The sequence below is a fragment of the Streptomyces sp. NBC_00683 genome (assembly GCF_036226745.1).
GTDB lineage: Bacteria > Actinomycetota > Actinomycetes > Streptomycetales > Streptomycetaceae > Streptomyces.
In genome coordinates this window covers 2794565-2808812 of sequence record NZ_CP109013.1, presented here as the reverse complement: position 1 = coordinate 2808812, position 14248 = coordinate 2794565, and the positions used below count along the sequence as shown (strand labels likewise).

The following is a 14248-nucleotide window of genomic DNA, read 5'->3' as shown; positions in this document are numbered from 1 at the left end:
GGAGCGTATCCGGCCGGACGAGGCGCGCCTGCTGGTGGTCGTGTGCGGCCGTACGGAGGATGAGTCCATGACATGGACCGCACCGCAGGTGGAGCGTACGGCGCAGCTCGGCAGCCTGGGCACGCTGGACGAACGCCGTATGCTGGAGGGCTGGCTGACCCGGCACCGGGAGACCCTGCTGGCCAAGTGCGCCGGACTGGATCCGGAGCAGCTGGCCCGGACGGCTGTGGAGCCCTCGGACCTCTCGCTCCTCGGCCTGGTCCGGCACATGGCGGAAGTCGAACGCTGGTGGTTCCGCAGGCAGTTCAGGGGTGAGGGCATCGGTGACGTCCATGCGGGCCCCTCGGACGGGAACGAGGGGCTCGACGGGGCGGACCCGGCCGGCGCGGAGAGGGACTTCGGACTCTTCCGGGCCGAAGTCGCCGCCTGCGACGCGGCGGTGGCGGGGCACGGTCTCGACGAGGTCTTCGCGTCCACGGGCGGACGCCCCCTGAGCCTGCGCTGGGTCTACCTGCTGATGATCCAGGAGTACGCCCGCCACAACGGCCACGCCGACCTGCTGCGGGAGCGGACCGACGGGGTGACGGGCGACTGAAGCGGTGAGCGAGCGGTGGGGGACGGGGCCCTCGCGGCTCGGCCGCGGGGCCCCGACTCCGATCCGTGGTTCCGGCTGTCAGGCCGGCCGGAACCACACCGTCGCGAGCGGCGGCAGCGTCAGCGTCACGCTCGTCTCCCTGCCGTGGGCCGGTACGTCCTCCGGCTTCAGCGGATCCTCGTTGCGCACGTCGCTGCCGCCGTACCGGGCCGCGTCCGTGTTCAGGATCTCCACCCAGGCCTCCGGGCCTCCCGGTACGCCCAGCCGGTAGTCGTGCCGCACCACCGGGGAGAAGTGCGAGACCGCCAGCAGCGGCGAGCCGTCCGCGTCGTAGCGCAGGAACGCGAACGCGTTGTCCTCCGCCGCGCCGCCGTCGATCCAGGAGAAGCCCCCCGGGTCCGTGTCGCGCTGCCACAGCGCCGGCAGCGCTCCGTACACCGCGTTGAGGTCCGTGACCAGGGTGCGTACGCCGCGGTGGTCGCCGGAGGCCTCGTACGTCTCGTCGAGCAGCCACCAGTCCGGTCCGTGACCCTCGGACCATTCCGCGCCCTGCGCGAACTCCTGTCCCATGAAGAGGAGTTGCTTGCCGGGATGGGCCCACATGAAGCCGAGGTAGGCGCGGTGGTTGGCGCGCCGCTGCCACCAGTCGCCGGGCATCTTGCTCACCAGGGCCTGCTTGCCGTGCACCACCTCGTCGTGCGAGATCGGCAGCACGTAGTTCTCGCTGTACGCGTACACCATCGAGAAGGTCATCTCGTTGTGGTGGTACTTGCGGTGGATGGGCTCCTTGGACATGTACACGAGGGAGTCGTGCATCCAGCCCATGTTCCACTTGAGGCCGAAGCCCAGGCCGCCGTGTTCCGTGGCGCGGGTGACGCCGTCCCAGGCCGTGGACTCCTCCGCCATCGTGACGACACCGGGATTGCGCCGGTAGACAGTCGCGTTCATCTCCTTGAGGAAGGCGACCGCATCCAGGTTCTCCCGGCCCCCGTGCTCGTTCGGCGACCACTGGCCGTCCTCGCGGGAGTAGTCGAGGTAGAGCATGGAGGCGACGGCGTCGACCCGCAGGCCGTCGATGTGGAACTCCTCGCACCAGTACGTGGCGTTGGCGACCAGGAAGTTGCGGACCTCCTTGCGGCCGTAGTCGAACTCCAGGGTGCCCCAGTCCGGGTGCGCCGCCCGGTTCGGGTCGGAGTGCTCGTACAGCGGGCGGCCGTCGAACTCGGCGAGCGCCCAGTCGTCGCGGGGGAAGTGCGCCGGCACCCAGTCCATGAGGACGCCGATGCCCGCCGCGTGCAGCGCGTCGACCAGGAAGCGGAAGTCGTCCGGAGTGCCCAGGCGGGACGTCGGCGCGTAGAAGCCGGTGACCTGGTAGCCCCAGGAGCCGCCGAAGGGGTGCTCCGAGACCGGCATCAGCTCGACGTGCGTGAAGCCGAGGTCCTTCACGTACGCGGGCAGCTGGGTGGCGAGCTGGCGGTAGTTCAGTCCCGGGCGCCAGGAGGGCAGATGGACCTCGTAGACGGAGAACGGGGCCTGGTGCACCGGGCGGTCGCCGCGGTGCGCCATCCAGTCGCTGTCCTGCCACTCGTGGTGCGAGGCGGTGACGACCGAGGCGTTCGCCGGCGGTACCTCCGCGTAGCGGGCCATCGGGTCGGAGCGCTGGGTGTGCGAACCGTCGGGGCGGCAGATGTCGAACTTGTACAGGGTGCCCTCGCCGATCGCCGGGACGAACAGCTCCCATACGCCGGTCGAGCCCAGCGAACGCATCGGGAAGCCGGTGCCGTCCCAGAAGTTGAAGTCACCCGTGACGCGGACCCCGCGCGCGTTCGGCGCCCAGACGGTGAAGCGCGTGCCCGCGACGCCCTGGTGCTCCATCGGCTGCGAACCGAGCGCCGTCCACAGCTCCTCGTGCCGGCCCTCGCCGAGCAGGTGCAGATCGAGCTCGCCGAGCGAGGGCAGGAAGCGGTACGGGTCCTCCACCTCGATCTCGTTGTCCTCGTACGCGACCAGCAGCCGGTACTCCGGGACGGCCGGCGTGGGGAGCACGCCCGAGAAGAAGCCGTCGCCGTCACTCTGCAGTTCCGCCCGCAGGCCTTGCGCCAGGACGGACACGGAGCGTGCGAACGGACGCAGCGCACGGACCACGACCCCGCCGCGGGTCAGGTGCGCGCCGAGCAGATCGTGAGGGGCGTGGTGCTCACCGGCGAGCAGCCGGGCCCGGTCCCCGTCGTCCAGGGCCGTCGCCGGAAGGGCGCCCTTGCTGCCACCGCCGCGCCGGGGGCGGGGCGGGGCAGTGGCGGCGTCGGCGTCGGCCTTGGGCGTCTTGGGCGCCTTGGGCGCCTTGGCGGCGGACGCCGACTGCTTGGCCCGGGACCGCTTGGAACGACCTGCTGGGGACGCGGGGGCCGCAGGGTCGGAGGCGGCAGCGGAGGCGGGCTCGGTGGTTGCGGTGGACGGGGCCTTGATGTCGGCCGTGACCGACTGGGGGGCGGTGATCTCGGTGGTGACCGGCTGGGGAGCGGCCGGGACCTCGATGGGCTCGGACGACTTGCGGGACGGCTTGCGGGCGGTCACAGGGACTGCCTCCTAGGAGGTGAGGTGAGGAGGGAGGGAAGGGGGGTGGGTGCCGGGCTCACGCGGTCGTCGTGGCCAGGCGCTGGATGGCCGCCATCGGAACCGGCAGCCAGTCGGGGCGGTGCCGGGCCTCGTACAGCACCTCGTACACCGCCTTGTCGGTCTCATGGGCGCGCAGCAGTTCCGGCTCGCTGCGCGGATCGGTTCCCGCGCCCCGTGCGTAGCCCTCGCAGTACGCGGCGCGGCAGCGGGCCGCCCACTCCGGATTCCACGGGCGGTGCGAGCGGGCCGCGTAGTCGAAGGAGCGGAGCATCCCCGCGACGTCGCGCACCGGGAGTTGGGGGCTGCGGCGCTCCGGCAGCGGCTTGGCCGGCTCGCCCTCGAAGTCGATCAGTGACCAGAAACCGTCGGGTCCGCGCAGCGTCTGGCCCAGATGCAGATCACCGTGGACCCGCTGCGCGGCCCAGCTGCGGCCCGTGTGCCCCAGCGCGGTGACGGCGTCGAAGGCGGTACGCAGACCCGGTACGTAGGGCACGAGTGCCGGAACCGCCTGCGCGGCTGCCTCCAGCCGTTCGACCATCCCCGCCACCAGGTGCCTGGTCTGCGCGTGGGCGAGAGCGGGTGTCGGCAGAGCGGCGGCCAGCGCCGTGTGCACCTCCGCCGTGGCCCGGCCGAGCGCATGCGCCTCGGGCACGAAGTCGCGCCCCGAGCCGAGCGACGCGAGGGCGAGCTGCCAGCCGTCCTGCGCACCGCGCAGGAACGGCTGCAGCACCCCGAGGGTCAGCGGCTCCCCGGTGGCCGTGTCGGGCGTCGACGCCTCGAACCAGGCGACCGGCGCCGGCACCCGCCCGCAGCCCTCACGGCTGAGCGCGAGCGGCAGCTCCAGATCGGGGTTCGCGCCGGGGAAGACCCGGCGGAAGATCTTCAGGATGTAGGCGTCGCCGTAGACGAGCGAGGAGTTGGACTGCTCGGTGTCCAGGAAACGGGGAGCGAGGCCCGAGGGGATCGGTGCCGCCCGGTCGAAGCGGAGCGGACCGAGGGTCCCGGGGCGACGGAGCCGTTCCAGCAGGAGATCGGCGACGCGCGGGTCGTGCAGCCCTTCGTACAGGGTGCGGCCCGCCAGCGGGCCGTCCGTGACCTGGCCGATCCGGGCCGCCGTCAGCCGCGTGGGCAGGGCGGTGCGTACGCCGAGCAGGAGCTGGTAGCAGTCGCCGTGCGCCTGGGCGGCCGTGTCCGGCTGGTGGGCCCGGACGAGCAGATGCAGCAGTCCGGGTCCTGTACCGGCGGTGTCCAGAGGCAGTATCTCGGTCGCCGCCACGAGGGAGAAGCCGGTGACCGGCCGTCCCTTGCCCGCGAACCACCGCTGCCGGGGGAGCCATTCGTGGAGCAGGGGCGTGAGCGACGGGAGAAGCGCCGTCGTCCGCGTGTTCGTTCTTCTCTTTGCGATTCTCGCTGTGCTCTTGGCCAGGGCGACTCGAGTGGATGCAGCCTCCGACATGGCATCGCGTCCTTTCCCCGGGCACACCACAGGATGCGAAGAGTGTCCCGGATTGCGGCAATGGCTGTCCGGCTGTGCGGGACGTGTCGGGTGAGGAAAGTCCGTACGGACTCGACAGATGGGCCCGATGGGCTCCAGGAGCCCGGAAGAGCTCGATATGTGGGGAGAGTGCCCCGTGCGGGGCGGCGGAAACCGCCCCGCGGGTGGCGCCGGAAAGTGAGGCGCCGTCGACTGTCCGTCAGATCCGCTCAGCCGACCGGAGCTTCCTTCCGCAGCCGGAACCAGTAGAAACCGTGCCCCGCGAGAGTCAGCAGGTAGGGCCACTGACCCACGGCCGGGAAGCGCACCCCGCCGATCAGCTCCACCGGATGACGCCCGTTGAACGCCCGCAGATCGAGCTCCGTGGGCTGCGCGAACCGCGAGAAGTTGTGGACGCACAGCACGAGGTCGTCCTTGTACTCGCGGGTGAAGGCGAGCACGGCGGGATTCGACGACGGCAGTTCGCTGTACGAGCCGAGGCCGAAGGCAGGATTCTGCTTGCGGATCTCGATCATCCGCCGCGTCCAGTGCAGCAGCGACGAGGGCGAGGCCATCGCCGCCTCGACATTGGTGACCTGGTAGCCGTAGACCGGGTCCATGATCGTGGGGAGGTAGAGCCGCCCGGGGTCGCTCGAGGAGAAGCCGGCGTTGCGGTCGGGCGTCCACTGCATCGGGGTGCGTACGGCGTCGCGGTCGCCCAGCCAGATGTTGTCGCCCATCCCGATCTCGTCCCCGTAGTAGAGGATCGGGGAGCCGGGCAGGGACAGGAGCAGCGCCGTGAACAGCTCGATCTGGTTGCGGTCGTTGTCCAGGAGGGGCGCGAGGCGGCGGCGGATGCCGATGTTGGCCCGCATCCGCGGATCCTTGGCGTACTCCGCGTACATGTAGTCGCGCTCTTCGTCCGTGACCATCTCGAGCGTCAGCTCGTCGTGGTTGCGCAGGAAGATGCCCCACTGGCAGCCGGACGGGATCGCCGGGGTCTTCGCCAGGATTTCCGAGACCGGGTAGCGGCTCTCGCGCCGTACGGCCATGAAGATCCGCGGCATGACCGGGAAGTGGAACGCCATGTGGCACTCGTCGCCGCCGGCCGGGAAGTCGCCGAAGTAGTCGACGACGTCCTCGGGCCACTGGTTGGCCTCGGCCAGTAGGACCGTGTCCGGGTAGTTGGCGTCGATCTCCTTGCGGACCCGCTTGAGGAAGCCGTGGGTCTCGGGGAGGTTCTCGCAGTTGGTGCCCTCGCGCTGGTAGAGGTAGGGCACCGCGTCGACGCGGAAGCCGTCGATGCCGAGGTCCAGCCAGAAGCGGAGAGCCGAGATGATCTCTTCCTGCACGGCCGGGTTCTCGTAGTTGAGATCGGGCTGGTGCGAGAAGAACCGGTGCCAGTAGTACTGCTTGCGCACCGGGTCGAAGGTCCAGTTGGACGTCTCGGTGTCGACGAAGATGATCCGCGCGTCCGGGAACTGCTTGTCGTCGTCGGCCCAGACGTAGTAGTCGCCGTACGGTCCGTCCGGGTCCGTGCGGGACTGCTGGAACCAGTCGTGCTGGTCGCTCGTGTGGTTCATGACGAAGTCGATGATCACGCGCATGCCGCGCTGGTGCGAGGCGTCGACGAACTCCACGAAGTCGGCGAGGTCGCCGAACTCCGGCAGTACGGCGGTGTAGTCGGAGACGTCGTAACCACCGTCGCGCAGCGGTGACTTGAAGAACGGCGGCAGCCAGAGGCAGTCGACACCGAGCCACTGCAGGTAGTCCAGCTTGGCGGTGAGACCCTTGAGGTCGCCGACGCCGTCGCCGTTGGAGTCCTGGAAGGACCGGACGAGTACCTCGTAGAAGACGGCGCGCTTGAACCAGTCGGGATCGCGGTCCTTGGCGGGAGTGTCCTCGAACAGGTCGTGGACGGGCTCATTGACGATCATGGCGTGGGTGACCCTCCGGTCGGCGGGGACGGTCGCAGGACGACGACGTGCGCGGGTGTCACACCCGGCTCCAGACGCACATAGAAAGTCCTGCCCCAGTGATAGGTGGCGCCGGTGAGCTCGTCGCGCACCGGCACGCTCTCGTGCCGGTCGAGGCCGAGATGCGGCATGTCCAACGAGACCGTGGCCTCCTGGGTGTGGTGAGGGTCGAGGTTGACGACCACCAGAACGATGTTCGAACCGCAGCGCTTGCTGTAAGCGATCAGCGCCTCGTTGTCGACGGAGTGGAAGTGCACGTCGCGCAGTTGCTGGAGCGCCGGGTGGCGACGCCGGATGCGGTTGAGGGAGGTGATCAGGGGTGCCAGCGAGCGGCCCTCACGTTCCGCCGACTCCCAGTCCCTGACCTTGAGTTGGTACTTCTCCGAGTCCTGGTACTCCTCGCTCCCGGGATGCACCGGGGTGTTCTCGCACAGCTCGAAGCCCGCGTACACGCCCCAGGAGGGGGACAGGGTCGCGGCGAGCACGGCCCTCGCCTCGAAGGCCGGCCGGCCGCCGTCCTGGAGGTAACCGGGAAGAATGTCGGGGGTGTTCACGAAGAAGTTGGGCCGCATGTACGAGGAACTTTCGCCCGAAAGCTCCTGGACGTACTCGGTGAGTTCCTGCTTGCTGTTACGCCAGGTGAAGTACGTGTACGACTGCTGGAAGCCCACCGCGGCCAGCGTGCGCATCATCGCGGGGCGGGTGAAGGCCTCGGCCAGGAAGATCACGTCGGGGTCGGTGCGGTTGATGTCGGCGATCACCTTCTCCCAGAAGACGACCGGTTTGGTGTGCGGATTGTCCACGCGGAAGATCCGTACGCCGTGGTCCATCCAGAAGCGCAGGATGCGCACGGTCTCCGCGACGATGCCGCCCAGGTCCTTGTCGAAGGCGATCGGATAGATGTCCTGGTACTTCTTCGGCGGGTTCTCGGCGTAGGCGATGGAGCCGTCGGGCCGGTGGTGGAACCACTCGGGGTGCTCCGCCACCCAGGGGTGGTCCGGGGAGCACTGGAGGGCGAAGTCCAGCGCGATCTCCATCCGAAGGGTGCGGGCCGTCTCGACGAAGTGGTCGAAGTCCTCGAGCGTGCCGAGCTCGGGGTGCACGGCGTCGTGACCGCCTTCGGCCGAACCGATGGCCCAGGGCACACCCGGGTCGTCGGCCCCGGGGGAGAGGCTGTTGTTGGGGCCCTTGCGGTGAGAGGTGCCGATGGGGTGGATCGGGGGGAGATAGACGACGTCGAACCCCATGGCGGCGACGGCCGGAAGCCGCTCCGCGGCGGTACGGAAGGTGCCGCTGATGATGCGGGGAGGCTGCGGAGGGAGCTCCGCCTTCACCACCGCGCGCTTCTTCGCGGCCGCAGAGGTCGCGGAAGCCGCGGCGGCACCGGAGGCCGCAGAGCTCGCGGCGGCCTTGGAGGCCTTCGTGGCGCGTGGCTTGCGTGCGGGCTTCGCGGGGGCGGCCGGCTCCGGCCCCGCGCCCTCGGACCGCGGGAACAGCTCGTACCAGGAGCCGTACAGGGCGCGCCTGCGTTCGACGGTCAGGGGCATCGGGCGGGAAGCGGTGACCAGCTCGCGCAGGGGATGACGGCCGAGCGCCTCGTCCACCTCGGGGGTGAGTGCGGCGGCGAGCCGGGAGGCCACCGGCCGCTTCGTGTCGCGCAGGGCGTCGACGGCGGCCAGAACCGCCTCGCGCCCGTCCCGCTTCGGTACGCCGGCGGCGGCCCGCTCGTACAGCTCGGCCCCCTCCGCGAGGACCAGCTCGGTGTCGATGCCGGCGGGGATCTTGATCTGCGCATGTCCACGCCAGGTGGTGACCGGATCGCTCCACGCCTCGACGGTGTAGGTCCAGTGGCCCTCGGCGGACGGGGTGACATCGGCACCCCAGCGGTCCGTGCCCGGAGCGAGCTCGCGCATCGGCGTCCAGGGGCCGGGCCGTCCGCTCGGATCGGCGAGGACGACGTTGGCGGCCACCGCGTCATGGCCTTCACGGAAGACGGTGGCGCTGACCTGGAAGGTCTCACCTGCGACGGCTTTGGCCGGCCGTCTGCCGCAATCGACGAGAGGACGGACGTCCAGGACGGGAATGCGACCGATCATGGAATCACCTGGGGGCTGGAGCTCGGCATGCGCGGGGCGCGGCGTGGGCGTGAAGGGCTGACCGCGCGCGCCGCGATGGTGGGGTTGCGTCCTTTGTAGCTGCTCAGTTGTCGGCTGGCGGGCTGTGTGCATGGCCGCTCCTGTCCGCGTTCACTCGAATGGCACTCGAATGGCAGGTGCGCGGGGGATTCGTGCTCGGATCGGGGGCACCTGGGATGTGCTGCGCGAGCCGTGGTCGGGCTGAGTACCGGGGAAGCCTTCCCACCGTTTTCGGGCGGCCAACCCGACGGCGTGTTAACTCCTGGGTGCACTCGGTGCACGCGCTGTGTGCCGCGCGCCGGTCCCCGGCCGGCGCGTGGACGCACCACCGCAGCTTTCCTTGTGGTGCGAAGCGCCACAAGGTCGCGCGACGAGGGGAAATCAGCCATATCGCCCGTGACGGATGTGTGCGCATCTGGCCCATGCGGCCACCGGGGTCGATGAGGTGCCCGGGACCCCCGGGGCAGACGTGTCTCCCGGGGGTCGGGGGAGGGCGCACACGGTGCAACTGCCGGGCCGGGGGCGGGCGTGCCGATCGGCGCCGGACCCACTGAGCCGGTCGCGCGCCGTGGTTGCGTACGGCGGCGTGCCGCTACCGTCGAGGGTGACGGAGAGGACGTACACCGTGGTGCGTCCCCTCGGATCCGTACGTCCCCTGTAAAGGTGGGATACGTGAAGGCCATTCGTCGATTCACCGTGCGTCCCGTCCTCCCCGAACCCCTGCAACCGCTCAGCGACCTCGCCCGCAACCTGCGCTGGTCCTGGCACACCGAGACCCAGAACCTCTTCCAGGCCGCCGACCCGGAGGGCTGGCGGCCCGCGGACGCCGACCCCGTGCGCCTGCTGGGCGCCGTGTCCGCCGGACGCCTTGCCGAGCTGGCCGGGGACCAGCAGTTCCTGCGGCGGCTCACCGCCGTGTCCGAGGACCTCCGGGAGTACCTGGACGGCCCGAGGTGGTATCAGAACCAGCTCTCCCAGGGCGCGGAGCTCCCTGCCGCCATCGCCTACTTCTCGCCCGAGTTCGGGGTCACCGCGGCTCTGCCCCAGTACTCGGGCGGGCTCGGCATCCTGGCCGGGGACCATCTCAAGGCCGCCAGCGACCTGGGCGTCCCGCTCATCGGAGTCGGGCTGCTGTACCGGCACGGCTACTTCCGCCAGAGCCTGTCCCGGGACGGCTGGCAGCAGGAGCACTATCCCGTCCTCGACCCCAACGAACTGCCGCTCACCCTCGTACGGGAGGTGGACGGCACTCCCAGCCGGGTGGTGCTCGCCCTTCCCGGCGGGCGCTCGCTGTACGCCTCGATCTGGCAGGCCCAGGTCGGCCGCGTCCCCCTGCTGCTGCTCGACTCCGACGTGGAGGAGAACGCGCCGGGCGAGCGCGATGTCACCGACCGGCTGTACGGCGGCGGCAGCGACCACCGCCTCCTCCAGGAGATGCTGCTCGGCATCGGCGGGGTGCGCGCCGTGCGCACCTACTGCCGGCTGACCGGGCACGCCACCCCCGAGGTGTTCCACACCAACGAAGGCCACGCCGGATTCCTCGGCCTCGAGCGGATCCGTGAGCTCTCCGAGACCGGCCTCGACTTCGACCCCGCCCTGGAAGTGGTGAGGGCCGGGACGGTCTTCACCACGCACACCCCGGTGCCCGCCGGGATAGACCGATTCGAACGCCAGTTGGTCGCCCGGCACTTCGGTGACGACGGTGAACTGCCGGGCGTCGGCGTGGACCGGATCCTCCGGCTCGGCATGGAGACCTACACCGGCGGCGAGCCGGGTCTCTTCAACATGGCGGTGATGGGGCTGCGGCTCGCCCAGCGGGCCAACGGTGTCTCCACCCTGCACGGGGCCGTGAGCCGGGAGATGTTCTCCGGGCTCTGGCCGGGATTCGACCCCGCCGAGGTGCCGATCACCTCGGTGACCAACGGGGTGCACGCGCCGACGTGGGTCGCGCCCGAGGTTCTCCGGCTCGGCGCCAGGAAGTTCGGCACCGAACGCGCGGAGAACGCGCTGGCGGGCGCCGAGGTCGGCGAGACGGCCGCCAGCGCCGGCGCCGAGGGCGGCCGGGCGGGCACGCCAAGACGCTGGGACGCGGTGACCAACGTCCCGGACCGGGAGATCTGGGACCTGCGCCGCGGGCTGCGCGAGCAGCTCGTCACCGAGGTGCGCAAACGCCTCTACGCCTCCTGGCGCAGGCGCGGCGCGGGCACGGCCGAGCTGGGCTGGATCGACGACGTGCTCGATCCGGACGTGCTGACGATCGGCTTCGCCCGACGGGTGCCCTCGTACAAGCGCCTCACGCTCATGCTGCACGACCGCGACCGGCTGCGGGAGCTGCTGCTCCACCCGACGCACCCGATCCAGATCGTCGTCGCCGGCAAGGCGCACCCCGCGGACGACGGTGGGAAGCGGCTGGTCCAGGAGCTGGTGCGGTTCTCGGACGACCCGCGGGTGCGCCATCGCATCGTCTTCCTGCCGGACTACGGCATGGGCATGGCGCAGAAGCTCTACCCGGGCTGCGACGTCTGGCTCAACAACCCGCTGCGCCCGCTGGAGGCGTGCGGCACCAGCGGGATGAAGGCGGCGCTCAACGGCTGCCTCAACCTCTCCGTACGCGACGGCTGGTGGGACGAGTGGTTCGAGCCGGACTTCGGGTGGGCGATCCCCACCGCCGACGGCTCCGCCACGAACGAGGAGCGGCGCGACGAGCTGGAGGCCAACGCCCTCTACTCGCTGATCGAGGACCGGGTCGCCCCGCGCTTCTACGACCGTGACGCCGAGGACCTGCCCCAGCGGTGGATCGAGATGGTCCGGCGCACCCTGGTGACCCTGGGGCCCAAGGTTCTCGCGGGACGCATGGTGCGTGAGTACGTGGAGCGGCTGTACGCCCCGGCCGCCCAGGCACGCAAGGCACTGAATCCCGCGGCGGCCCGGCAGCTCGCCGACTGGAAGGCCAGGATCCACGCGGCCTGGCCGCAGGTGGCCGTCGACCACGTGGAGGCCTCGGCCGACACCGTCGTCGGCGGCTCGGCGGAGCTGGGGTCGACCCTGGCGCTCCGGGTCCGGATCGCCCTGGGCGGTCTCGACCCGGACGACGTGGAGGTGCAGGTGGTCGCCGGGCGGGTCGACTCCGGCGACGCGATCGCGGAGGCCCAGACCTTCCCGCTGAAGCCCGCGGGCGGTCACGATCTGGAGGACCGCTGGCTGTACGAGGGCCCGCTCGCGCTCGACCGCACGGGGCCGTACGGCTACACCGTGCGCGTCCTGCCCTCGCACCCCCTGCTCGCTTCCGGTGCGGAGCTCGGACTGGTCGCGGTGCCGAATGCGGCAACGGGCGAGGACGGGGGCGGCGTACTGCTTCGCTGACGGTTCGTCATGTCCGGTGGCCCGGCACCCGCGCGGTGCCGGGCCCTGCCGTTCCGCGGTCCGCGGTCTGCGCACTCCGTCCGGCTCGGCGGGTCGCCGGACCCGGCCCGCCCGGTAGATGGCCGTGACACCGGCAGGGGTGCAATCACCGTGATCTGGCTAACATGACAGCGTCGGCAGATGCTGGAGTTGCTTCCGGAGTCACCGTCGAGACATCAAGGCGTCCCCGGACGCGACTGGAGGTCAGCACGGTGAACGGCGGCGAAAGCCGAGCGAGACGCCTGAGCCGTCGACTGGCCGCGCAGGGCATCGCCTCCCGGAGGCTGCACGTCCGCCCCGCGAGCACCGTCGGCCCGCTGCGGGGCGACCGTTTCACCACAGCCGCCCGACTGCGCTGGCTCCATGCTGCAAGCACCCGGATCGGGACCTCCCTCGACCTGGAACGGACGGCGCAGGAGCTGGCCGAGTTCAGCGTCCCCCGGTTGGCCGACGGGGCGGCCGTCGACCTCCTGGAGTCCGTGCTCCTGGGCGAGGAGGGTGAGCGCGTCACCGGCGCGGGGGTGCCGGTCACCCGGGCCATGGCGGTCAAGGCCGTCGAGTCGCTGTCAGGTCTTGAACCCTCCCCGGTCGGCAAGGTGGTCGACCGCCAGCACTACCGCGAGACTCTGCTGACCCTCCACTGTCTGCGCAACCGCCAGTCGGTACTGGTCAGCCGGATGACCGAGGAGGACTACCAGCGCGTCGCGCCGACAGCCAGTGCCGCGGTGGCGATGCGGCGCCAGGGCGTCCACAGCTACATGGCGGTGCCGTTGATCGCCCGCGGTGTACTGCTCGGATCCGCCGACTTCGTACGCGCCGGTGACAGCCCGCCCTTCAACCGGGCCGATGTGGAGCTGGCGGGACAGCTCGCCGCCATGGCCGCGGTCTTCATGGACAACGCCCGGCTCTACGGACGCGAGCGCGAGCACGTCGTCTCGCTCCAGCGAAGCCTGCTCCCGCGCGCCACGCCGCACACCCCCGGACTGAAGGTCCACGCGCAGTACGCGCCCGCCTTCGACGCGCACGGTGTGGGCGGCGACTGGTACGACGTGGTGGCGCTGCCCAGCGGGCGCACGGCGCTGGTCGTCGGCGACGTGACCGGGCACGGCCTGCCCGCGGCGGTCACCATGGGGCGGCTGCGCACCGTCGCCCGTACGCTCATGACGCTGGACATCGAGCCCGACCGGGTCCTCGCCCGGCTGGACCTGGCCACCCGCGACCTCGAGGACGACCAGGTCGCCACGTGTCTGTGCGCGGTCTACGACCCGGCGGACTCCACGTACACCATCGCGAGCGCGGGCCATCCGCCGCCGCTGCTGGTCGGCTCGGACGGCGTCCCCCGCTTCCTGGACGTGCCGGTCGGCGCGCCGCTGGGCGCCGGGGTCATCCCGTACGACCCGCTGCGGTTGCGCGGGCCGGCGGGCAGCCGGCTGGTGCTCTACACCGACGGCTTGATCAAGACGCGCGTAGATGACGTGGACACCCAGCTGGAGGGGTTGCGCGCCGCGGTCGCCGCGATGGCGCCCGAGCAGCTCGACGACGGCAGCCTGCTCACCTCGCTGCGGGCGGCCGACGGCCGCTTCGACGAGGCGGTGCTGCTGGTCGCCGGGGGGCATGAGCTGTCCGAGGACGTCAGGCTGCAGGTGTGGGACCTTCCCACCGACGGCAACCCCGCCTCCACCGCCCGGAAGCTCGTCACCGAGCAGCTTTCGCTGTGGAGCCTCACCGAGCTCGCGGACGTCACCGAACTGGTCGTCAGCGAGCTGGTCGGCAACGCCCTGCGGTACGGCGGCGGCCCCGGCAAGCTGCGCCTGCTGTGCGACGACCGGCTCCGGGTGGAGGTCTCCGACACGGGTCCCGACCTGCCGCAGATCCAGCACGCCGATGTGAGCGACGAGGGCGGCCGCGGGCTGCAGCTCATCAACCTGCTGTGCCGCAGGTGGGGTTCGTGCCGCACGGCGACCGGCAAGGTCGTCTGGGCGGAGCAGAACCTCCCCCGATAGGCGCTCCCCTCTCCCGGCGCCCTCCGCCGCACGGCCCTGCGCTGTCC

The 14248-nt window shown here is 71.0% G+C and carries 7 protein-coding genes; 3 read left to right on the top strand and 4 right to left on the bottom strand.

The features are described 5' to 3' along the window. The first annotated feature begins 67 nt into the window (after window positions 1-67). On the top strand, window positions 68-595 hold the full coding sequence (locus OG257_RS12185; RefSeq protein WP_329207219.1) for a DinB family protein: 528 nt from the start codon (window positions 68-70) through the stop codon (window positions 593-595). 78 nt (window positions 596-673) lie between these two features. On the opposite strand, the gene glgB is transcribed toward OG257_RS12185, so the two are convergent. The 4 genes from glgB to OG257_RS12165 form a co-directional block, all read right to left on the bottom strand. Continuing rightward, window positions 674-3169, bottom strand: a complete 2496-nt coding sequence (gene glgB / locus OG257_RS12180) for a 1,4-alpha-glucan branching enzyme (RefSeq protein WP_329207218.1) — start codon at window positions 3167-3169, stop codon at window positions 674-676. A gap of 58 nt (window positions 3170-3227) precedes the next feature. Then, entirely contained in the window at window positions 3228-4667 is a 1440-nt protein-coding gene (locus OG257_RS12175; RefSeq protein ID WP_329207216.1) for a maltokinase N-terminal cap-like domain-containing protein, read from the bottom strand. A 248-nt stretch (window positions 4668-4915) separates the two neighbouring features. Continuing rightward, window positions 4916-6622, bottom strand: a complete 1707-nt coding sequence (gene treS, locus OG257_RS12170) for a maltose alpha-D-glucosyltransferase (protein ID WP_329207214.1) — start codon at window positions 6620-6622, stop codon at window positions 4916-4918. Next, on the bottom strand, window positions 6619-8757 hold the full coding sequence (locus OG257_RS12165) for an alpha-1,4-glucan--maltose-1-phosphate maltosyltransferase (protein WP_329207213.1): 2139 nt from the start codon (window positions 8755-8757) through the stop codon (window positions 6619-6621). Before OG257_RS12165 ends, treS begins: the two co-directional genes overlap by 4 nt. 711 nt (window positions 8758-9468) lie before the next feature. Between OG257_RS12165 and glgP the strand changes: the two genes are divergently transcribed. Beyond that, on the top strand, window positions 9469-12159 hold the full coding sequence (gene glgP / locus OG257_RS12160; RefSeq protein WP_329207212.1) for an alpha-glucan family phosphorylase: 2691 nt from the start codon (window positions 9469-9471) through the stop codon (window positions 12157-12159). A gap of 251 nt (window positions 12160-12410) precedes the next feature. Continuing rightward, window positions 12411-14201 (top strand): SpoIIE family protein phosphatase, encoded by a 1791-nt coding sequence (locus OG257_RS12155; RefSeq protein ID WP_329207210.1) that lies wholly within the window; start codon window positions 12411-12413, stop codon window positions 14199-14201. Window positions 14202-14248 lie beyond the last annotated feature (47 nt).

Bases quoted from the DNA above. Each gene is read 5' to 3' on its own strand.
- OG257_RS12185 (WP_329207219.1), top strand. From the start codon at position 68: ATGACATGGACCGCACCGCAGGTGGAGCGTACGGCGCAGCTCGGCAGC.
- OG257_RS12175 (WP_329207216.1), bottom strand. From the start codon at position 4,667: ATGTCGGAGGCTGCATCCACTCGAGTCGCCCTGGCCAAGAGCACAGCG.
- treS (WP_329207214.1), bottom strand. From the start codon at position 6,622: ATGATCGTCAATGAGCCCGTCCACGACCTGTTCGAGGACACTCCCGCC.
- OG257_RS12165 (WP_329207213.1), bottom strand. From the start codon at position 8,757: ATGATCGGTCGCATTCCCGTCCTGGACGTCCGTCCTCTCGTCGATTGC.